The 21,269-nt window shown below is 56.7% G+C and carries 18 protein-coding genes; 12 read left to right on the plus strand and 6 right to left on the minus strand.

The features are described from left to right. Nucleotides 1–36: 36 nt before the first annotated feature. Nucleotides 37–894, plus strand: coding sequence for a deoxyribonuclease IV (gene nfo / locus ACL2XO_RS18895; RefSeq protein WP_413725081.1), 858 nt, complete (start codon nt 37–39; stop codon nt 892–894). A 47-nt stretch (nt 895–941) separates the two neighbouring features. Here nfo and fruA read toward each other — a convergent pair whose 3' ends face one another. The 3 genes from fruA to fruB are packed head-to-tail and all read right to left on the minus strand — an operon-like array spanning nt 942 to nt 4,725. Beyond that, a complete protein-coding gene (gene fruA / locus ACL2XO_RS18900) occupies nt 942–2,642 on the minus strand; it encodes a PTS fructose transporter subunit IIBC (RefSeq protein ID WP_132927371.1) in 1,701 nt (566 codons plus the stop codon). Beyond that, the gene (gene fruK, locus ACL2XO_RS18905; RefSeq protein ID WP_132927369.1) at nt 2,639–3,595 is read right to left on the minus strand and encodes a 1-phosphofructokinase; all 957 of its coding nucleotides are present in this window, start codon (nt 3,593–3,595) and stop codon (nt 2,639–2,641) included. Before fruK ends, fruA begins: the two co-directional genes overlap by 4 nt. Continuing rightward, nucleotides 3,592–4,725 (minus strand): fused PTS fructose transporter subunit IIA/HPr protein, encoded by a 1,134-nt coding sequence (gene fruB, locus ACL2XO_RS18910; RefSeq protein ID WP_132927367.1) that lies wholly within the window; start codon nt 4,723–4,725, stop codon nt 3,592–3,594. Before fruB ends, fruK begins: the two co-directional genes overlap by 4 nt. A gap of 447 nt (nt 4,726–5,172) precedes the next feature. Here fruB and ACL2XO_RS18915 point away from each other — a divergent pair, with 447 nt between their 5' ends. The 9 genes from ACL2XO_RS18915 (at nt 5,173) to yejF (ending at nt 15,825) form a co-directional block, all read left to right on the plus strand. After that, entirely contained in the window at nt 5,173–6,423 is a 1,251-nt protein-coding gene (locus tag ACL2XO_RS18915) for a sugar efflux transporter (RefSeq protein WP_132927365.1), read from the plus strand. Between the two features lie 30 nt (nt 6,424–6,453). Next, complete coding sequence (gene yeiP, locus ACL2XO_RS18920; RefSeq protein ID WP_132927363.1) at nt 6,454–7,026, plus strand: elongation factor P-like protein YeiP; 573 nt, start codon at nt 6,454–6,456, stop codon at nt 7,024–7,026. Nucleotides 7,027–7,060: 34 nt separating this feature from the next. Beyond that, complete coding sequence (locus ACL2XO_RS18925) at nt 7,061–8,041, plus strand: CobW family GTP-binding protein (protein WP_413725083.1); 981 nt, start codon at nt 7,061–7,063, stop codon at nt 8,039–8,041. Between the two features lie 47 nt (nt 8,042–8,088). Continuing rightward, nucleotides 8,089–8,802 (plus strand): phosphatase PAP2 family protein, encoded by a 714-nt coding sequence (locus ACL2XO_RS18930; RefSeq protein WP_413741289.1) that lies wholly within the window; start codon nt 8,089–8,091, stop codon nt 8,800–8,802. A 403-nt stretch (nt 8,803–9,205) separates the two neighbouring features. Continuing rightward, complete coding sequence (mepS, locus tag ACL2XO_RS18935; protein ID WP_132927358.1) at nt 9,206–9,778, plus strand: bifunctional murein DD-endopeptidase/murein LD-carboxypeptidase; 573 nt, start codon at nt 9,206–9,208, stop codon at nt 9,776–9,778. 513 nt (nt 9,779–10,291) lie between these two features. Next, entirely contained in the window at nt 10,292–12,100 is a 1,809-nt protein-coding gene (locus tag ACL2XO_RS18940) for an extracellular solute-binding protein (protein ID WP_132927356.1), read from the plus strand. Nucleotides 12,101–12,113: 13 nt separating this feature from the next. Further along, a complete protein-coding gene (locus ACL2XO_RS18945) occupies nt 12,114–13,211 on the plus strand; it encodes a microcin C ABC transporter permease YejB (protein WP_413725085.1) in 1,098 nt (365 codons plus the stop codon). Continuing rightward, nucleotides 13,208–14,233 carry an ABC transporter permease gene (locus ACL2XO_RS18950; RefSeq protein ID WP_132927352.1) on the plus strand — a complete coding sequence of 342 codons (1,026 nt, stop codon included), beginning with the start codon at nt 13,208–13,210 and terminating at the stop codon, nt 14,231–14,233. The genes ACL2XO_RS18945 and ACL2XO_RS18950 overlap by 4 nt, the downstream gene beginning before the upstream one ends. Nucleotides 14,234–14,235: 2 nt before the next feature. Next, a complete protein-coding gene (yejF, locus tag ACL2XO_RS18955) occupies nt 14,236–15,825 on the plus strand; it encodes a microcin C ABC transporter ATP-binding protein YejF (RefSeq protein WP_413741290.1) in 1,590 nt (529 codons plus the stop codon). A gap of 32 nt (nt 15,826–15,857) precedes the next feature. Here yejF and ACL2XO_RS18960 read toward each other — a convergent pair whose 3' ends face one another. From ACL2XO_RS18960 to rsuA, 3 genes are all read right to left on the minus strand, one after another. Next, the gene (locus tag ACL2XO_RS18960) at nt 15,858–16,199 is read right to left on the minus strand and encodes a YejG family protein (RefSeq protein ID WP_132927348.1); all 342 of its coding nucleotides are present in this window, start codon (nt 16,197–16,199) and stop codon (nt 15,858–15,860) included. A 416-nt stretch (nt 16,200–16,615) separates the two neighbouring features. Beyond that, on the minus strand, nt 16,616–17,821 hold the full coding sequence (locus ACL2XO_RS18965; protein WP_132927346.1) for a Bcr/CflA family multidrug efflux MFS transporter: 1,206 nt from the start codon (nt 17,819–17,821) through the stop codon (nt 16,616–16,618). A 42-nt stretch (nt 17,822–17,863) separates the two neighbouring features. After that, complete coding sequence (rsuA, locus tag ACL2XO_RS18970; RefSeq protein WP_132927344.1) at nt 17,864–18,574, minus strand: 16S rRNA pseudouridine(516) synthase RsuA; 711 nt, start codon at nt 18,572–18,574, stop codon at nt 17,864–17,866. 399 nt (nt 18,575–18,973) lie between these two features. Here rsuA and ACL2XO_RS18975 point away from each other — a divergent pair, with 399 nt between their 5' ends. Together ACL2XO_RS18975 and rplY are read left to right on the plus strand one after the other, a co-directional pair. Next, nucleotides 18,974–20,734, plus strand: a complete 1,761-nt coding sequence (locus tag ACL2XO_RS18975; protein WP_413725087.1) for a DEAD/DEAH box helicase — start codon at nt 18,974–18,976, stop codon at nt 20,732–20,734. A 126-nt stretch (nt 20,735–20,860) separates the two neighbouring features. Further along, the gene (gene rplY / locus ACL2XO_RS18980; protein WP_132927341.1) at nt 20,861–21,145 is read left to right on the plus strand and encodes a 50S ribosomal protein L25; all 285 of its coding nucleotides are present in this window, start codon (nt 20,861–20,863) and stop codon (nt 21,143–21,145) included. Nucleotides 21,146–21,269: the final 124 nt, after the last annotated feature.

A 21,269-nucleotide genomic window follows, 5' to 3' on the forward strand; every position in this document is an offset into this window, starting at 1 on the left:
AATCATGTTAACCCATCGAAATTCGGGGAGAAAGTCATGAAATATGTTGGTGCCCATGTCAGCGCCGCGGGCGGAGCGGATCAGGCGGTGATCCGTGCCCATGAACTCGATGCGACGGCGTTTGCGTTATTTACCAAGAACCAGCGGCAATGGAAAGCGGCGGATCTGGCCCAAGAGGATATTGAAAAATTCCAGGCCGCCTGCGAAAAATACCGTTTCCCGGCCGCGCATATCCTGCCTCACGACAGTTATCTGATTAATCTCGGCCACCCGGTAGAGGAAGCGCTGCAAAAGTCCCGCGACGCCTTTATTGACGAAATGACCCGCTGTCAGCAACTGGGGTTGACCTTGCTGAATTTCCATCCCGGCAGCCATTTACAGCAAATCGAAGAAGAAAAATGCCTGGCGCGCATCGCCGAATCCATTAATATCGCGCTGGATAAAACCGAGGGTGTGACGGCGGTGATTGAAAATACCGCCGGCCAGGGCAGTAACCTGGGGTTTCGTTTTGAACATCTGGCGGCGATTATTCATCATGTGGAAGACAAGAGCCGGGTGGGAGTCTGTATCGATACCTGCCACGCCTTTGCCGCCGGTTATGATTTACGCACCGAGGAGGCCTGTGCGCAGACCTTCGGGGATTTTGCCCGTATCGTCGGATTTAAGTACCTGCGCGGCATGCACCTTAACGACGCCAAAACCGCATTGAACAGCCGGGTCGATCGCCATCACAGCCTGGGGGAAGGCAATATCGGCAAAACCGCTTTTGCCTGGATTATGGGGGATAAGCGTTTTGATGACATCCCGCTTATCCTGGAGACGGTGAATCCCGCTATCTGGCCCGAGGAAATCGCCTGGCTGAAATCCATGGACGGCAAACATAATAAGGATTAGCCCCTTTGGTATCCGGCGACCCGGTATGGGCCGGGCCGCCGGGTCTGTCAGGCCAGCGCTTTGGCGAGCTCCTGATCCGAACGTTTGAGCATGGAATACAGCACGCCCAGCAGCAGGGTGCCGGCGGCAATGGCCACCAGATACAGCAGCACCGGCGTAATGGCTCCCGGTATCAGCAAGACGAACATCCCGCCGTGGGGCGCCATCAGTTTCACGCCGAAGAACATGGACAACGCTCCGGTTACCGCGCCGGAAATCATGCAGCTGGGTATAACCCGAAACGGATCTCGCGCGGCGAAAGGAATGGCGCCTTCGGTGATGAAACACAGACCGAGGACAAATGCGGCCTTGCCGGCCTCGCGTTCGGTTTTCTCAAATTTGTTGCGCGCCAGCAGCGTCGCGACGGCGATGCCCAGCGGCGGCACCATGCCCGCACCCATCACCGCCGCCATCGGCGCATAGGTCTGGGTGCTGAGCAGCGCGACGCCGAAGGCATAAGCGGCTTTATTAATCGGACCGCCCATATCGCTGCACATCATGGCGCCCAAAATCGCCCCCAGCAGCACGGCGTTGGCGGTGCCCATGGATTGCAGCCAGCCGGTCAGCGCGGCGAGAATTTTAGCCACCGGCGTACCCACCACGTAAATCATTACCAGCCCGGTTATCAAACTGGCGATGAGCGGGATGATCAAGATGGGTTTCAGCGCCGCCATGCTTTGCGGTAGCGGCAGCTTGGTACTGATGGCCTTTGCCACATAGCCCGCCAGGAAACCGGCGATGATGCCGCCGATAAAACCGGCGCCGGTGCTGACCGCCAGCATGCCGCCCACCAGACCCGGCGTCAGCCCCGGACGATCGGCGATGGAGAAGGCGATAAAGCCCGCCAGTACCGGAACCATCAGCGCAAAGGCCGACTTGCCGCCGATTTGCATCAATGCCGCGGCCAGGGTGCCCGGCTGTTCAAACGCATGGATGCCGAAAATAAAGGACAAAGCAATGCAAAGCCCCCCCGCCACCACCATCGGCAGCATATAAGAGACGCCGGTGAGCAAATGTCGATAGGGTCCGGTGGTGGTCTTCTTCTCCTGACCCGCCGCGGCCCCGCTTTTCTGGCTGTCCGGCTGGTACACCACCGCTTCCTGCACCGCTTTATCCAGTTCCTGCGCGGTCTTTTTCAGCGCCAGGCCGGTGCTGGTACGGTACATGGGTTTACCGGCGAATTTACTCAAATCCACTTCGATGTCCACGGCCACGATAACCAGATCCGCCTGCCGGATCTCTTCATCGGTAATGGCGTTGCCCGTTCCCACCGAGCCGCGCGTCTCGACCTTGACCCACCAGCCGCGTTTTTTCGCTTCCCCTTCGATGGCTTCCGCCGCCATATAGGTATGGGCCACCCCGGTGGGGCAGGCGGTCACGCCGACAATGCGCTTCGGACCGTTAGAAGAAGACAGCGGCGCCGCGCCGCTTTGGGCCGGCGCCTGGTAGATTTCGGCGGCATTTTTTGCCTGCGCCAGAAAGGCCGCGGGCCGGCTTGCGGCCTGGGCGGCCTCGCCGAAAAAGACCTTTTTCCCGTTCAGCCCGGCGTCAGCAACGGCGGGCGTGCCCACCACCACGACCAATTCCGCATCATCCGCGGAATCCACCAGGGTCAGCCCGGCATCGGCAGCGGCGGCCGCCAGTAATTTTTTCACCAGATGGCCTCGTGCCTGCCCCAGTGAGCTCTCTATTTTCAGCAGCGTTTTCATTTTGTCTCCTGCCGGTCATTAAAAGGTTTTAATTCGACCCGGGCCATCATGGCGGCCAACTGCGGACGATCGGTGATGCCGACATTACTTTGGCTTACCGCCAGCGCCGCTACGGCGGTGGCCAGGCGCAGCGTATGCTCGCTGGATTCGCGCATCAGCAAACCGTAAATCAGGCCGCCTACCATGGAATCCCCCGCGCCCACCGTGCTGACGACTTCGCAGGCCGGCGGTTTTGCCAGCCAGGCGCCGGAGGCGTTAACCCACAGCGCCCCTTCCGCCCCAAGAGAGATAACCACGTGGGCGATGCCCTGTTCCCGCAGTGCGTGAGCGGCGGTGACCACATCCGCCAGGGTGGGCAGTTTATGCCCGGCCCAGATTTCCAGTTCGCGGCGATTGGGTTTTACCAGCCAGGGCGCCGCTTTCAAACCGGCCACCAGCGCTTCGCGGCTGCTGTCGAAAATGATGCACGGACAATGGCTGCGCAGTTTTATCATCCAGTCGGTAAAAGCTTCCGGCGCAACGCCCGTGGGCAGGCTGCCGCTCACCGCCACCATATCGAACTGGCCGAGCCAGGTCAGGGAATCATTGACGAAACGTTCCCAATCCTGCGGCGTCACGTTAAAACCGGAAAAATTGAAATCGGTTACATCGCCCTGCTTTTCCGTCAGCTTGACGTTGATGCGGGTGCGCCCCTGCACCACCTGAAAGCGGTTGGCGATACCCAGATCACTGAACAATAATTGAAAACCGTCCTGGTTCTCTTTGCCCAAAAAGCCCCCTACCGTGACATCGATACCCAGGTCTTTAAGCACCTTGGCTACGTTTATCCCTTTTCCCGCCGCGTGCAGTCCGGTCGTTTGCACCAGGTTAACTTCTCCCCGCTCAATGGCGGGGCAGAATCCCACCAGATCATAGGCCGGATTCAACGTAATCGTTGCGACTCGCCTGCTCATGCCACACCCTCTCCAAGTCCGGAGGCAATTGCCTCGCCAATGGCTTTCAGCGCCTGTTCAGCATCGGCGCCGTCGGCGGTAAATCGTAATCTGTGGCCGTTTTGAACGCCAAGGGCCACGACCTTCATCAGGCTACGGCCGTTGGCCGGCTTGCCGCTGCCGTCAAGATTGGTGACGGTGACGGCGCTGTTGAATTGTTTGATGACATTCACCAGGGCGGTGCCGGGCCGGGCATGTAACCCATGCTCGTTGCGAATAACGAATTCCGCGCTCAGCAACGACCCCTGCTGCGTCGCTTCGCCGCTGAGCAAGGCCAGCAGCGCGGGCGCATCGGCGGTGAGCAGGCGTTCCGACTGCCCCGCCAGCACCAGATCGCCAAGGGTATTCAATACGCTAAGCGGCTGGTCGTCCGCCATGGCCACCGTTACCAGCAGGGCAACCGACTCTCCGTCCAGGTTAAACGCCGCCAGCGGACGACTCACCGCCACGGCGCTGGCCAGATTGCCGCGGGTGGCGTCGTTCAGCCAGATGCCCTGGCCGAGGTTCAGCGGAGCGCCGCTCACCACGTCGCTGACGAAATCAGCATCCACCGCCCCGGCCTGCTGCAGGCGGCCGGCGTTCAGCGCCTTGAGGGTCATCATATCTTCAGCGGCGATATCCAGCGCCATAAGCGAAATATCGAACAGGAAGGGGGCCGGCAGCCGTTCACCGGTCAGCACGCTGCGCAACTCTTCCGCATCGGTGGTGGTGGCCAGACGGTCCGCCATCTTTTCATCGCTTAATACGTGCGTCAGCTGACGCAGCAGCGCCAGATGTTCGTCGGAACGGGCGGCGATACCGATAACCACATGGGCTATTTGTCCATCGCCCCAGTCGATACCCTGGGGGAACTGAAATACCTGGACGCCGGTTTTCAGCACCAGGTCGCGGGTATCGGTGGTTCCGTGGGGAATGGCGATGCCGCTGCCCAAAAAAGTCGAGGTTTGTTGTTCGCGCTGCAGCATGCCGTTGAGGTAGCCCTCCCGCGCGTAGCCTGCCTGCGTCAGCGCCGCGGCCACCCGCGTAATAGCCTCTTGCTTGTTCGGGGCCTGGGCACCGAGGTGAATATCGTTCAGTGACAACTCAAACATACTTCTCCTCGCTTGCTGAAATTGAATCGATTCAGCTTTAATGGGAAATAATCGCGCCATTCTCTGGAACCGATCCCGGAAATGACGCTGAAACGTTTCAAGAAAGTTTCCGACGTTGCGGAATCGAATGCAAGCATCGGCGAATTATTCCTATTGAATCTTTGAAGCCACGCACATTTTGCTGACATGATATCAATAAATACCGGTTTTTTACCGCTAAAGCTGAAGTGCAGCTGAAGCGCCATGCTACGAACCGGGAGACCCATTCTCCGTTTATGCCATTAAGACCGGTCATACCTGGGATTGAATGACGGCCAATGGGATTTTTAGCAAAAAATGTCAGGAACGGGCCTTGATTGTATTATTTTTCGCCGGAGACTTTCGTTTTGGCATAACCGGCGTATGATGCCCGCGTCCTCCTCCGTTTTTGATTCAGACCTCATTATCATGCATACGCCTATCGCCCTTTCGCGGCGTCTACCGGATATGACCGCTTCGGCATTTCTGGTTATCGCTTTTCTTTCCGGTATCGCCGGCGCGCTGCAACTCCCGACGTTAAGCCTTTTTCTTTCCACCGATGTGCAGGCACGCCCGTTTATGGTGGGATTGTTTTACACCGGCAGCGCCGTGATAGGCATTGCGGTCAGCCAGTTCCTGGCCGGCCGTTCCGATAAAAAGGGCGACCGCAAAATGCTGATTTTCCAATGCTGCGCCCTCGGAGCGGCGGGTTGCGTGCTTTTTGCCTTCAACCGCAACTATTTTGTCCTGCTTATCTTCGGCGTACTGCTCACCAGCTTCGGTTCCACCGCCAACCCGCAATTGTTTGCCCTCGCGCGGGAGCATGCCGATCACAGCGGCCGCGAGTCGGTGATGTTCAGCTCGGTGATGCGCGCGCAGGTCTCCCTGGCCTGGGTGATTGGTCCGCCGCTGGCCTTTGCCCTGGCGCTGGGTTTTGGTTTCAAGGCCATGTATATGATGGCGGCGGCCACCTTTGTGGTATGCGGCGGCCTGGTGTGGATGCTGCTGCCCACCATGCGCAAGTCGCTGCTTACAACCGAGGCGGTGATGGAAGCCCCTCGGCGCAACCGCCGGGATACGCTGCTGCTGTTTTCCGCCTGTACCCTTATGTGGACCTGTAACTGCATGTACCTTATCAACATGCCTTTATACCTGATCCATGAACTGGGGCTGCCGGAAAAAATGGCCGGGATCATGATGGGTACCGCCGCCGGCCTGGAAATCCCCACCATGCTTATTGCCGGCTATATTTCCAAGCAATATGGCAATCGTTTATTGATGCGCATCGCCGTGGCAGCCGGCCTGCTGTTCTACCTGGGGCTTATCCTGTTTACCGATGCCACGGCGCTGCTGCTGCTGCAGCTGCTTAATGCGGTTTTCATCGGTATACTGGCGGGTATCGGCATGATCTATTTTCAGGATCTGATGCCCGGCCAGGCCGGCGCGGCCACGACGCTGTTTACCAATACCGGCCGGGTCGGCTGGATTTTCGCCGGATCGCTGGCCGGGCTGATATCTGAAATCTGGCAATTGCACGGGGTTTTTTATGTGGCATTGCTTATGATTGCCGGCGCCGGTTATTGCATGTGGCGCATCCGTGATGTAGATTCGCCGCTGCCCCGCGACACACACACTTCCCCCTTGCCTGGAACGCCCGGCAACGGTAACGTGTCGCCATAGATTCCGACACAATTATACAGGTCCATGTTAATGGCTAGAGCAAACGAAATTAAGCGCGGTATGGCGGTGAACTACAACGGCAAACTGTTGCTGGTAAAAGATATTGATATTCAAAGCCCGAGCGCACGCGGGGCCAGTACGCTTTACAAGATGCGTTTTTCCGATGTCCGCACCGGACTGAAAGTGGAAGAGCGTTTCAAGGGCGACGATATCCTCAACACCATTGATCTGGTCCGCCGGTCGGTGACCTTTTCTTACATCGACGGTGATGAATATATCTTTATGGACGACGAGGATTACACGCCTTATCCGTTCAAAAAAGATCAAATCGAAGACGAGCTGCTGTTTATTCCCGAAGGCGGCATCCCCGGCATGCAGGTGCTGACCATGGACGGACAGGTGCTGGCGCTGGAGCTGCCGCAGACGGTTGATCTTGATATTGTCGAGACCACGCCGGGCATTAAGGGAGCCTCCGCCAGCGCCCGCACCAAACCGGCGCTGATGAGCACCGGCCTGACGGTATCGGTACCGGAATATCTTAACAGCGGCGAAAAAATTCGTATTCACGTGGCCGAACGCCGCTATATGAGCCGCGCCGATTGATGTATCGACCCCGCCACCGGCGCTGCGCAACGCTATGACCGCCAAAACGACCCTGGTAACCGGTTTTCTCGGCAGCGGGAAAACCACCACCCTGCAGCACCTGCTGGCGCACAAGCCGGCTGATGAACGCTGGGCCGTGCTGGTGAACGAGTTCGGCGAAATAGGTATCGACGGCGCCCTGCTGGCCGATAGCGGCGCTCTTCTCAAAGAGATCCCCGGCGGCTGCATGTGCTGCGTCAACGGCCTGCCGATGCAGGTAGGGCTTAATAGCCTGCTGCTGCGCGGCCGCCCTGACCGATTGCTTATTGAGCCCACCGGCCTTGGCCACCCGAAAGAAATCCTCCGCCTGCTCGCCTCGCCGTTTTATGAAAGCTGGATAAACCTGCAGGCGACCCTCTGCCTGCTTGACGCGCGCCAGCTCAGCGACGCGCGTTATACCGACAACGAGAATTTTCGCGATCAGCTGGCGGCGGCGGATATCATTATCGCCAATAAGCAGGATAGCTACGCCCCGCGCGATCGGGAACTCCTCGCGGCCTGGGCCCGTGACCATGGCGGAGAAAGGCCGATTATCGGCGCCACCCGCGGCGATATTTCCCTCGCGCTGCTGGACAGTCCGCGGCGCAACCTGCGGGAACTGCCCGGGGGAACGCACCACCACGCCGTCCCCGCCGCCAAAACCGGTCTGGCCGCCCTCAGCCTGCCCGCCAATGCCGGCTGGCGCCGTGCGTTGAACCGCGGCCAGGGGTATGAATCCTGCGGCTGGATTTTTGACGGCGAAACGGTTTTTGATACCGTCCGCCTGCTGGAATGGGCGCGGTTGGCGCCGGTGGAACGGGTCAAAGGGGTTATGCGCATTGCTGAAGGGGCATTGATGGTCAATCGCCAAGGGGATTCCCTCTTTATCGAGACCCGCCCGGCGCCGCCTCCCGACAGCCGAATCGAACTGATCAACCCTGCGCCAGCCGAATGGAATATTTTACAATCGAATTTGTTGAGGGCACGTTTAAATTAGCATTATTATTATTACATTAATGTTAATTTCTGAATGGGTCCCGTGTCATGCAACGCTTACCGGCTATCATAGCCCTCAACTTAGCGGGAGTTGTGCTCTTCTTTTCCTGGTATCTCCCGCCGGACCACGGTTTCTGGTTCACCATCGATTCATCCATTTTCCTGCATTTCAACCGTCTGATGACCCAGAGCCATGCCTTTGCCCTGTTCCTGGCCGTCACCAATTACCGGGCCTTTGATGCCATTGCCCTGCTGTTCATGGGTGCAATGTATTTTTATTACTATCGCCGGTCCGGCCGGGAAGAGCGCTACCGCATGTTAAGTATCGGTATCGTGATGCTGCTTTCCGCGGTGGTGCTCAATCAGCTGGGCCATTTGCTGCCCGTCAGCCACCCCAGTCCGACGCTGTTTTTCGAAAATGACCCTCGCGTGGCGCGCGTATCGCAGCTTGTGGATATCCCCACCAAAGACGCCTCCGCGGACAGCTTTCCCGGCGACCACGGCATGATGCTGATGATTTTCGCCGTTTATATGTGGCGCTATTTCGGCCGGCGCGCGTTTATCGGCGGCCTGGCGATCCTGGTGGTTTTCTCGCTGCCCCGGCTGATGATCGGCGCCCACTGGTTTACCGATATCGCGGTGGGTTCGCTGTCGGTGCTCTTGGTGGGACTGAGCTGGTGGCTGCTTACCGACGCCTGCGATAAGCTGGTGAACCGCATTAATCATCTTCTGCCGGGCGCGCGGATCAACAGGTTTCAATAGGATTTCATTATGTCGGCGTTAATGCTTTGCACGGCCTACCTTAAAAAGCGTTAACGCCGGACGACCGCTTTCCCCTCTCCTCCAGGGCAACATTCCCCGTCCGCCGCCCTTCTCTGTTGAGATGTAATTGTTCAGATCCATTTTTTAACTTTATTTTCATCAAACTTTCACATCATGAAAAGTTATAAATTAGTCGATAAAAATTCTCGCTTTCCCTTATTCATTACGGTAACCTCGAATTCGCTGTACTCATGGACTGATATTTATGCCAATTAAAATGTGTGAGAGAAACCACACAATGCAGGAATAATAGTTGGTCGATTGGTATTTGCGCTTTATTCTCGATTCGTTTGGCATTTTATAGCGGCACCGTCGCTAAGGACTTTAAGGGATAACACTTATAATGGTCAAATCTCAACCTATTTTGAGATATGTTCTGCGGCTCATCCCCGCAGTGGCGGTAGCGGTAGTACTTTCCGCCTGTAGTTCTCAGAGTTCCAGGCAAACCGCTGAGATGCATGCAGTTAATGATAATGATCAGTCTTCACTGCAAGCCTCTCAGGATCAATTTGAAGAAATGGTCCGTAATGTCGACATTAAAACGAAAATTATGGATCAATATGCCGTCTGGAAAGGCGTGCGTTATCGGCTAGGCGGCAGTACCAAACGCGGTATTGATTGTTCAGCATTTGTCCAAATGACCTTCAAAGAGCAGTTCGGCCTTGAATTACCCCGTTCCACCACGGAACAGCAGGGAATGGGCTCTAAAATCCAGCGCACCAAGCTGCGTCCGGGTGATTTAGTGTTGTTCCATGCCGGTTCCACCGGCCGCCACGTGGGAATTTATCTGGGTAATGATCAATTCGTTCATGCTTCAACCACCAGTGGTGTGATGATTTCCAGCATGAATGAAGATTATTGGAAAAAACGCTATCGCGAAGCACGAAGGGTACTGGTCCACGGTACACAAAGCTAAATAATGGTTATTATTTAAACGCCCTGAATGCCGAACGAGAAAAAAAAGCCGCCTTAATAAGTCGGCTTTTTTATGTTCATTCTTAAAGTTTTGTAAATCTCATAATTAGATTACTTAATTAATAATTTGCTTTAAGTTAATGGAATTAACGGCCATAGACTTTAGTTAATGAACGTTCATTAATAAATGAGCCGCCTTTACTAACGGCTGCATAAGGCAAAATAAGAACAATTCAGGAAACATTTTCCCTTAAATATTTACCCTATTATTCGTTGCACTCGCCGATAAATTATGATAGAGCCGGCGCGGCGCACCGCTGGATTCTCACTGCCACTCGCCCCCTCGATTTGCCTAACGCGATAAACAAAAAAAACCGCTGATAATTTTGACATTAAAATTATTTATATCGTTATTACCGCTATTATAATAAACGCAGTCATACTGCACATTGTCGGCATGATGGCCTTGTTATTCAGCTTGAGTCAGTCAGTATCTACGCAGGAGCGTAACCTGATGTTTTTACGTTTTTGGATAGCGCTGGTTTTCAGTATCGTTAGCTACGGTCCGCACGCCGAGGCCATTAACGAAGGTTATGCGTTTGCGCTGTTGGGAGAGCCAAAGTACAGCAGTGATTTCAATCATTTCGATTACGTCAATCCCGCCGCCCCCAAAGGCGGAGCCGTGACGTTGGCCGCCATCGGCACCTTTGACAATTTCAACCGTTACGCTTTGCGTGGCTCCGCCGCCATGCGGACCGATCAGCTCTATGACTCGCTGTTCACCACCTCCGACGATGAAATGGGCAGTTATTACCCGCTGGTGGCGGAGTCCGCTCGCTACCCGGCGGATTTCAAGTGGATTGAAATCACCATCAATCCCCGGGCCCGCTATCATAATCACCAGTCCATCACCGCGCGGGATGTCGCCTTTACCTTCAACAAATTCATGACCGAAGGGGTGCCCCAGTTCAGGCTTTATTATAAAGGCGTTACCGCCACGGCCATCGCGCCGCTGACCGTGCGTTATGAATTCCCCCAGCCCGATAAAGACAAAATGCTGGGTTTGCTGGACTTGCCCATTTTGCCGGAAAGCTTCTGGCAACATCACAAACTGAGCGACCCGCTGTCCTCGCCGCCGCCGGCCAGCGGTCCTTATCGCATCACCGCCTGGCGCACGGGCCAGTACGTCACTTACTCCCGGGTCAAGGATTACTGGGGGGAGACATTGCCGGTGAATCGCGGGCGTAATAATTTCGATACTATCCGTTATGACTATTACCTGGACGACAATGTCGCGCTGGAGGCCTTTAAAGCCGGCGCCTACGATCTGCGGGTGGAAACTTCGCCGAAAAATTGGGCCACTCAGTACCACGGCGGTAATTTTGACCGTGGTTACATCGTCAAACAGGAAGTGCCCAATAACGCTCCGGTCACTACGCCCTGGCTGGCGTTTAATATCCAGCGTCCGCTGTTCGCCGACAGGCGGGTGCGCGAGGCCATCGGCCTGGCATTTGATTTCGAATGGATGAACAAGGCGCTTTTCTTTAACGGCTATGAACGGGTCAACAGCTATTTTATCAATACCGACTACGCCGCCAGAGGATATCCCGACGCCGCCGAGCTGGCCTGGCTGGCGCCGCTGAAAGGGCAGATCCCGCCGGAAGTCTTTACCGATATTTACCATCCGCCGGTCTCGGACGGCAGCGGATACGATCGGAAAAACCTGCTCAAGGCGCTCACCTTGTTAAAAGAGGCCGGTTGGGAGTTGAAAAACCAGCAATTGGTGAACAGTAAAACCGGTAAACCCTTCCAGTTTGAAATGATGCTGATGAGCGGCAACAACAGCCAATATATCCTGCCGTTCCAGCATAATCTGCAGCGGCTGGGTATTACCCTCCAGATTCGGGAAGTGGACAGCGCGCAATTCACCAACCGGCTGCGCAAGCGCGATTTTGATATGATGCCCGCCACCTACGCGCCGTTCCCCTATCCCAGCGGGGATTTGCAGATCATGTGGGGTTCGGCCTATGTGGAATCCACCTATAATCGGCCGGGGGTAAAGGATCCCGCCATCGACCGACTGATCAATGAAATCGTTCATCACCAGGGGGACGAAAAAGCCCTGCTTTCCCTTGGACGGGCCCTGGACCGGGTGCTGACCTGGAATCAATTTATGATCCCCATGTGGTTCTCCCATCAGACCCGGTTGGCCTATTGGGATAAATTCGCCATGCCGGAAATTCGTCCCACTTATGCGCTGGGTTTCGACACCTGGTGGTACGATGTCAACCGGTCGGCGAAATTGCCTGCGGAACGGCGCTAACAGAGGGGCTTGCATGACGTCATATCTATTGCGTCGATTATTACTGGTCATTCCCACGCTGTGGGCCATCATTACGCTGAATTTTTTTATCGTGCAAATTGCTCCCGGCGGCCCGGTGGATCAGGCCATTGCCGCCATTGAAACGGGTCAGCAAAGCGGTTTCTCCGGCGGCGGCCACACCGATCCCACCGCCCGCATCCAGACGCTGCACGGCGGACAAATCGGCGACAGCCAGTATCGCGGCGCCCGCGGACTGGATCCGGAGGTCATTGCTGAAATCACCAAGCGCTATGGCTTTGACAAACCGCTGCACGTGCGCTATTTCACCATGCTGTGGAATTATGTGCGGTTTGATTTCGGCGACAGCCTGTTTCGCGGCTCGTCGGTCATGGAATTGATAAAAGAGAGCCTGCCGGTTTCCATTACCCTGGGACTATGGAGCACGCTGATTATTTATTTAGTGTCCATTCCGCTGGGCATCAGGAAGGCGGTCCATAACGGCAGCGGATTCGATGTCTGGAGCAGCACGCTGATTATCGTCGGTTATGCCATTCCGGCGTTTCTGTTCGCCATATTGCTGATAGTGCTGTTTGCCGGCGGCAGCTATCTGGATTGGTTTCCGCTGCGCGGTCTGGTCTCCAGCCATTTCGACAGTCTGCCGTGGTACAAAAAAATCACGGATTACCTCTGGCATATCACGCTGCCGGTGCTGGCCACGGTCATCGGCGGATTCGCCACCCTGACCATGCTAACCAAAAACGCGTTTCTGGATGAAATCCGCAAGCAGTACGTCATCACCGCCCGGGCCAAGGGGCTGGATGAAAACCAGATTCTCTACCGCCACGTGTTCCGCAACGCCATGCTGCTGGTGATAGCCGGTTTTCCCGCGACGTTTATCAGCATGTTTTTCACCGGATCGCTGCTGATTGAAGTGATGTTTTCCCTCAACGGACTGGGGCTGCTCGGTTACGATGCCACCCTGCAGCGGGATTATCCGGTGATGTTCGGCACCCTGTATATTTTTACCCTTATCGGGCTGTTGCTGAATATTCTCAGCGACATGACCTACACATTGGTGGATCCCCGCATTGATTTCGAGGGACGGCAATGAGCGGATTAAGCCCGGTAAACCAGGCGCGTTGGGCGCGCTTTCGCCGTAATCGCCGCGGCTACTGGTCGTTATGGCTGTTTTTGCTATTGTTCGCCGTAAGCCTGGGATCGGAACTGGTGGCCAACGACAAGCCCCTGCTGGTTCGTTATGAAGGGCGGTTGTATTTTCCCCTGCTGTTCAACTATAACGAAACCACCTTCGGCGGCGAGCTGGCCACCGCGGCGGATTATCGCGATCCCTATGTCGCGCACCGGCTGGAATCCCACGGCTGGACGCTCTGGGCGCCCATTCGCTACGACTACCGCACTATCAACTTCGCCACCAAGGTCCCCTTCCCTTCGCCGCCCAATGCGCAAAACTGGCTGGGCACCGACAGTTCCGGCAAAGACGTGCTGGCGAATTTACTGTATGGCTTTCGACTGTCGATGCTGTTCGGACTGGCCCTGACCTTGTTCTCCAGCCTGATAGGCATTATCGCCGGCGCCACGCAGGGATACTACGGCGGCAGGCTGGACCTGTGGGGCCAGCGCTTTATCGAAGTCTGGTCGGGTATGCCGACGCTGTTTTTGATTATTCTGCTGTCGAGCGTGGTGCCGCCGAATTTTTGGTGGCTGCTGGGCATCACCGTGCTGTTCGGCTGGATGAGTCTGGTGGGGGTGGTGCGGGCCGAATTCCTGCGCACCCGCAACTTTGACTATATCCGCGCCGCCCAGGCCATGGGGGTCAGCGACGGGATGATTATGCTGCGCCATATGCTGCCCAACGCCATGGTGGCGACGCTGACGTTTATGCCGTTTATTCTCTGCGGCTCCATAACCACCCTGACGTCACTGGACTTCCTGGGTTTTGGTCTGCCGCTGGGTTCGCCTTCCCTGGGCAATTTGCTGCTGGAAGGCAAAAACAACCTGCAGGCGCCCTGGCTTGGCATTACCGCGTTTGTGATGCTGGCCCTGGTATTGTCGCTTTTGATTTTTATCGGCGAGGCGGTGCGCGACGCTTTCGACCCCGGCAAGGGCCATTAACCATGACCGCACCTTTACTGCAGATCCAAGCGCTGAGCGTCGCCTTTCGCCAGGGGGAAACCTGCCGTCAGGTGGTGGATGAGGTATCCCTGACCGTCAACACCGGCGAAACCCTGGCCCTGGTGGGAGAATCCGGTTCCGGCAAGAGCGTGACCGCGTTATCGGTGCTGCGCTTACTGCCGTCCCCTCCCGCCGTTTATAGCCACGGTGATATCCTGTTCCGGGGACAAAGCCTCCTCCATGCGGATGAAACCGCGCTGCGGCGGGTGCGCGGCAACGATATCGCCATGATCTTCCAGGAACCCATGTCCTCCCTTAATCCGCTGCATACCATTGAAAAGCAGCTGTTGGAAGTGTTGATTCTGCATCGGGGCATGAAGGGAGATTCCGCCCGCGCCGAAGTGCTCGCCAGTCTTGATCGGGTGGGGATTCGCCATGCCTCTTCGCGGCTAAGGGATTTTCCCCATCAGTTGTCCGGCGGCGAGCGGCAGCGGGTGATGATCGCCATGGCGTTACTGACCCGGCCGAAATTACTGATAGCCGATGAGCCCACCACCGCCCTGGATGTCACGGTCCAGGCGCAAATTCTGCAATTATTGGCCGATCTGCGCCGGGAAATGGGCATGGCGCTGCTGTTTATCACGCACAATCTGAATATCGTCCGCCGGCTGGCGGATAACGTGGCGGTGATGAAGGATGGCAAATGCGTGGAAATCAGCCCCTGCGGAACGCTTTTCAGCGCTCCGCGCCATGCCTATACCCGTAAGTTGCTGGCGGCTGAACACGGCGGCTGTCCCCTGCCGGTGGACGAAGATGCCGCCCCCTTGCTCAGGGTTAACGGCTTGGGGGTGTCGTTTTCCGTACAGCGGGGACTGCTGCGGCGCTCGGTGATGGAAAAACGGGTATTAAACAACGTTACTTTCACCTTGCGGCGCGGCGAAAGCATGGGATTGGTGGGCGAATCCGGGTCGGGCAAAAGCACAACGGCGCTGGCGGTGCTGCGCCTGCTGCAATCCGACGGGGAAATCTGGTTTGAAGACCAGCCGCTGCATCAGTTTAACCGGCGGCAGATGCTCCCCGTACGGCGCCGTATCCAGGTGGTATTCCAGGACCCGAATTCAGCCCTTAACCCGCGGCTGACGGTGGCGCAAATCGTGGTGGAGGGGCTGAGGGTTCACCATCATTATTCATCGGAGGAACAGGAACGGCGGGTGATTGTCGCCTTGCAGGAGGTGGGATTGGATCCCGACACCCGCAACCGCTATCCCGATCAGTTTTCCGGCGGCCAGCGGCAGCGCATCGCCATAGCCCGAGCGCTTATTCTGCAGCCGGAGCTGGTTATCCTGGATGAACCCACCTCTTCCCTGGACCGTTCGGTTCAGGCGCAGATCCTGCAACTGCTGAAGTCGCTGCAGGAAAAACATCAGTTGACCTATCTCTTTATCAGCCATGACTTGCAGGTTGTGAGGGCAATGTGCCATCAGGTGATTGTGTTGCGCCAAGGGGAAGTGGTGGAACAGGGAGAGTGCCGTCAAATCTTTGATTCACCGGCGGCGGACTATACTAAGCAGCTGTTGCAATCCAGCAACTAGTAGAGCCCGGCGGGCCCTTCAGGCAGCCTGTTTCAGATGATATAGGGCGCCGCGGCCGGTTCGGCAATGGCCACGCCGATGTTTTTCAGGCGGCATAGCGCGGTACATTCATCATCGCGGTGTAAAAAAAGGCAAGGCTGTCCTTCATATTCCAGCACGGAGCAGGAAATCTGGATTTCCATTAGTGAACCCGCCAGTTCCCGCATGGTTTGCCAAGCGGTGCCGCCCTCATGGTTCAGCAGCGTCAGGCCCACCAGTTCATTCTCCCCTTTGCCTACCGAGTCAATGGGCTCAACCTTGAGACCGCAAAATCCGTTTAAATAGCGATAAGATTGCGGCAGGCGATGTATGACGGATAATTGTAAATTATTCACTGCCTTTCCCCAAAGGTAATCAAATGGCTGGTAACAATTTTATCACAAAATAATAATGTTAGAATGACATATAGGACTTTATTGTTTACACAAATGTCTTTTAAACCGCAAAAATGAGAGCCAGATCTCTTTTCGGCCTATATGTACCGCGTTAGATCGACAAACACAACAACTTTTTATGCATTTGCATAACTTATCGCCAGCTTTTGGTTTACATTTATCGAACATACCCCTTGGCGCGCGCTCCCTTTAACAGGTTGTTTGTACGTTCGACGATCGCGGGCCTAGCGTGCCATGAGGCGCTCGGTCGGCCAAAAATGGCCGATTCGACCTCATTGGCGCGCTCTCCCTTTAACACGTTCGTTGCACGCTGGGCGATCGCGGGCTTGGCCCGCTGCGGTAAGTGGCTGCCTGAGTTAAGCGGTGGCCTTGGCGCTACGGCGCGGGCGGCTGGCGTAAACATAGCAGAGCATGGCGGTCAGGGTGCAAAACGCCATGGAGATGACCATTGGCCAGGCGCTGTTGAAGGTTGCCAGCGACAGAACCGCGCCGACGACGGCGCCTACGCCGAAACGCAGGGTGCCGGCCAGGGAAGAAGCGGTACCGGCCATATGGGGGAAATCATCCAGAATCACCGCCATGCCGTTGGAGGTCACCATCGCCACGCAGCCGACAAAGACCGCTACCCCGATGACCAGCGGCAAGAAGCCCAGGTTGAAAGCGCACACGATAACCATCCAGATGCCCATCAGCAGTTGGATAAGCAGCCCGAGCCGGAACATCCGCTGCGCGCCGAAGCGTCCTACGCTGCGGCTGTTTATCAGCGTCATGATAAACAGGAACACCACGTTCAGGGCGAAGTAGTAGCCGAAATGCTGCGGCGAAACGCCGTTGATATTGATATAGACAAAAGGGCCGGCACTGAGAAACGAGAACAGGCCGGCAAACGAGAAGCCGCTGGCCAGCATATAGCAAAAAACCCGTTTGTGACGGAACAGCGCGCCGAAATTGCCTATGGTGGTGCGCAGGTGAAATTTCTGCCGCCGCTCCCGGGGCAGGGTTTCCCGGATATACAGCAGCACCAGCACGCTGGCCACCAGCGCCGCCAGGCTCATGATCCAGAAGATGGCATGCCAGTTGAACAGCAGCAACAGGGCGCCGCCGAGTAGCGGCGCCAGCAGGGGCGCCACCGTCATCACCAGCACCACAAACGACATCATGCGGGAAAAATCGTCTTTGGTGAACATATCGCGCATCAGAGCGTTGATCACCACGCTGGCGGCGGCGGCGGATAAGCCATGCAATAACCGCATGTAAATCAGCTGATCAACCGAGTGGGATAACGCGCAGGCTGCGGCGGCCAGGGCGAAACAAAAGGTGCCGAACAAAATAACCGGCTTGCGCCCCAGGCTGTCCGCCAGCGGTCCGTAAAAAAGCTGGCCGACGGCGAATCCCAGGACATAAGCGCTAAGGGTCATTTGCACGCTGCCGTCGCTGACGCCGAACTCGGCGGCAATGGTGGGCATGGCCGGTAAATACATATCGATGGCCAGGGGCATCAGCATGGACAACAGACCGAGGATGACAATCAACCCGATATGGGATTTTTGTGACGCTTGCACGCTATACCACTCCTTTTGAGCCGCCCTGCCAGGCGGCAATTTTTACTTCTTCACCGGTGCGCCGATGCTGTCGATTTCTTCGCGGGTCAACGGGCGGTATTCTCCCGGCTGCAGGTCCTCATCCAGCACGATGGCGCCAATGCTCTCGCGATGCAGGGTCTCTACCCGGTTGCCGGTGGCGGCGAACATTCTTTTCACCTGGTGGTAGCGCCCTTCGCTGATGGTCAGCCGCACTTCCGTTTCCGACAGCGCTTCAAGCACCGCCGGACGGGTAGGCAGGGTTTCCCCATGCAGCATCACGCCCTCGGTTATCTGCCGCGCGGCGTCCCCGGAGAGGGGTTCCGCCAGCGTCACCCGGTAGGTTTTTTCGCAATGGTGCTTGGGAGAGGTAATCCGGTGGGACCATTGGCCGTCATCGGTCATCAGCACCAGTCCGGTGGTATCGATATCAAGGCGGCCGGCGGCATGCAGTTTATCCGGCACCGGTTCATCCATAAAATAAAGCACGGTGGGATGATCCGGATCATCGGTGGAACAAACATAGCCTTGGGGCTTATGCAGCATGAAATAGCGGAGCCCGATGATTTGTTGCAGCGGGTTGCCATCAAAACGCACTTCGTGTTGCGGCAGCAGTTGAAACGACCCTTGCTTGATGATTTCGCCGTCCACCGTAACCCGCTTCCCGCGGAGTTCCCGCAGCACCAGCGCACGGCTGATGCCTAAATGTTGAGATAGAAATTTGTCCAGTCGCATTAAGTCTGTTTTGCCTGTAATCTTTAAACGCCTGCCAATCCCACGGCCGAGCGCGTCGCCGCGTCCGGTATTCACCGGGATGCCGTGGAATTGAACAGAAAGGGCCGCATGGGCTAGAGATACATGGCAGTATAACGGGGCTTGGGTTCCAAGCCTAGCGAACAACGCCATCTATCCTTCATCTTTCAAGTTGCAGCGGTGTTGGCCGCGCTCGCTTATCCCAGTCACTTAGCTGTCTAAGCTCCTGGGATGATGAACCTCATCCCTGAGGTCCACCCTTCGGGCCGGCGCAAGCGCTGTAACTTGAAAGCTATTAGGTACATTTATTATCACCATGAAATTGATGCGCAGTCATATTGATTTCGTTATGTTTTGCCTTACCTCGGGACAGCGTTTTTGATGTCGTTTACCCTTCGACCTTATCAGCGGGAGGCGGTGGACGCCGCGGTGGATTATTTCCGCCATCATCATGAGCCGGCGGTGATTGTCCTCCCCACCGGCGCCGGCAAAAGCCTGGTCATCGCCGAACTGGCTCGATTGGCCCGCGGTCGTGTCCTGGTACTGGCCCACGTTAAAGAGCTGGTGGCGCAAAACCACGAAAAATACCGGGCGCTGGGGTTTGAGGCGGATATTTTCGCCGCCGGCTTAAAGCGGCGCGACAGCCAGGGCAAAGTGGTCTTCGGCAGCGTCCAGTCGGTTGCCCGCCACCTGCCGCTGTTCGATGGGGCCTTTTCGCTGCTGATCGTGGATGAATGCCACCGGTTAAGCGACGACGGCGACAGCCAGTACCGGCAGATTATCCAGCATCTGCGCCTGTCCCGTCCCGACCTGCGCATCCTGGGCCTGACGGCCACCCCGTTTCGCCTCGGTAAAGGCTGGATTTACCAGTACCACCACCACGGTATGGTGCGGGGTGATGAAAACTGTTTTTTCCGCGAATGCATCTATGAACTGCCGCTGCACTATATGATTAAGCATGGATTCCTGGTGCCGCCGGAACGCCTCGATATGCCGGTGCTGCAATACGATTTCAGCCGGCTCGCCCCGAGCCTGAACGGCTATTATGCCGAATCCGACCTGAACCGGGAGCTGCACCGGCAGCGCCGGGTCACGCCGTTGATAGTCAACCAGATCCGACAATACGGCGCGGATAAACGCGGTGTGATGATTTTCGCCGCCACCGTCGAGCATGCCGGCGAGATTCTCTCCCTGTTGCCGCCGGATCAGGCGGCGTTGATTAGCGCCGAAACGCCTTTTGCCGAGCGCGATAGCCTGATTAACGCCTTCCGGCAACAGGCGCTGAGGTACGTGGTGAACGTCGCGGTGCTTACTACCGGCTTCGACGCCCCTCACGTGGATATGATAGCTATCCTGCGGCCCACCGAATCCGTCGGTCTCTATCAGCAAATAGTCGGTCGCGGCCTGCGGTTATATCCGGGTAAAAGCCGCTGCGTCATTCTGGACTATGCCGGTAACGGCCATGATCTGTTTTTTCCCGAAATCGGACAGCCCAAACCCCCCGGAGCCGGCAAACCGGTACAGGTGTTTTGCCCCCTGTGCGGCTTCGCCAACACCTTCTGGGGTAAAACCGCGCCGGACGGCGCCGTGATTGAGCACTACGGCCGGCGCTGCCAGGGTTGGCAGGAAAATGACGACGGCGAACGGCGGCAGTGCGATTTCCGCTTCCGATTCAAAATTTGTCCCGAATGCGGCGCCGAAAACGACATTGCCGCCCGCCGCTGCCACCAGTGCGATCATCTGATGGTGGATCCCGATGATATGCTCAAGGCCGCCCTGCGGTTAAAAGACGCCATGGTGCTACGCTGCAGCGGCATGTCGCTGGCGGTTGGCGGCGATGAGCACGGCGAATGGCTGCGGGTGACCTATCATGATGAAGACGGCGCCGAAGTGGACGAACGTTTTCGCCTCGCCACCCCGCCGCAGCGGCGGCTGTTCGATTACCGGTTTTTGCGGCCGCACCAGAGGGCGCCGGGCGTTCCGCTGCCCTGGCGCACCGCGGCGGATATCTGCGCCGCCGCGCCGCTGCTACGCCACCCGGATTTTGTCGTCGCCCGCCGGCAGGGCCGTTTCTGGCGGATACGGGAAAAACTTTTTGACTACCAGGGCCGTTACCGACTGGCCCATGAGTTGCGTCCGTGACCGGGTTTTATTTGCCCCCGGGCGCATAATCCGGTAGAATTCCGCCCGCTTTACTCTAAAGCAAGACTATCCAGCCCGCTGCTGGGTCGCCTGTAGCGGGAATACTTGTCAGTATCGAGAATATAAATGCTAATTATTAATGCAGAAACGCGTAAAGAGCAGGGTAAGGGTGCGAGCCGCCGCCTGCGTATCGCCAACAAATTCCCCGCCATCGTGTATGGTGGCCCGGAAGCGCCGGTTGCCATTGAAATGGAACACGAAGTTGTCCTGAATACCCAGACCAAACCGGGTTTTTACAGCGATGTCCTATCGCTGGTCATCGACGGTAAAGAAACCCAGGTCAAGGTCCAGGCAGTGCAGCGTCATCCGTTCAAACCCAAGCTGACGCATATCGACTTTGTTCGCGTTTAATCGCGTGTAAGTGATACTACGTGCAAAAACGCCGCTGAATGAAGCGGCGTTTTTTTTGCTTTTGCGAAAATCACTCCGGCCGGTACCGGATAACAGATGCCCCCCCATCCCTTGGCATCATGCT

Source organism: Sodalis sp. RH15, from assembly GCF_047324255.1.
Classification (GTDB): Bacteria; Pseudomonadota; Gammaproteobacteria; order Enterobacterales; family Enterobacteriaceae; genus Acerihabitans; species Acerihabitans ligni.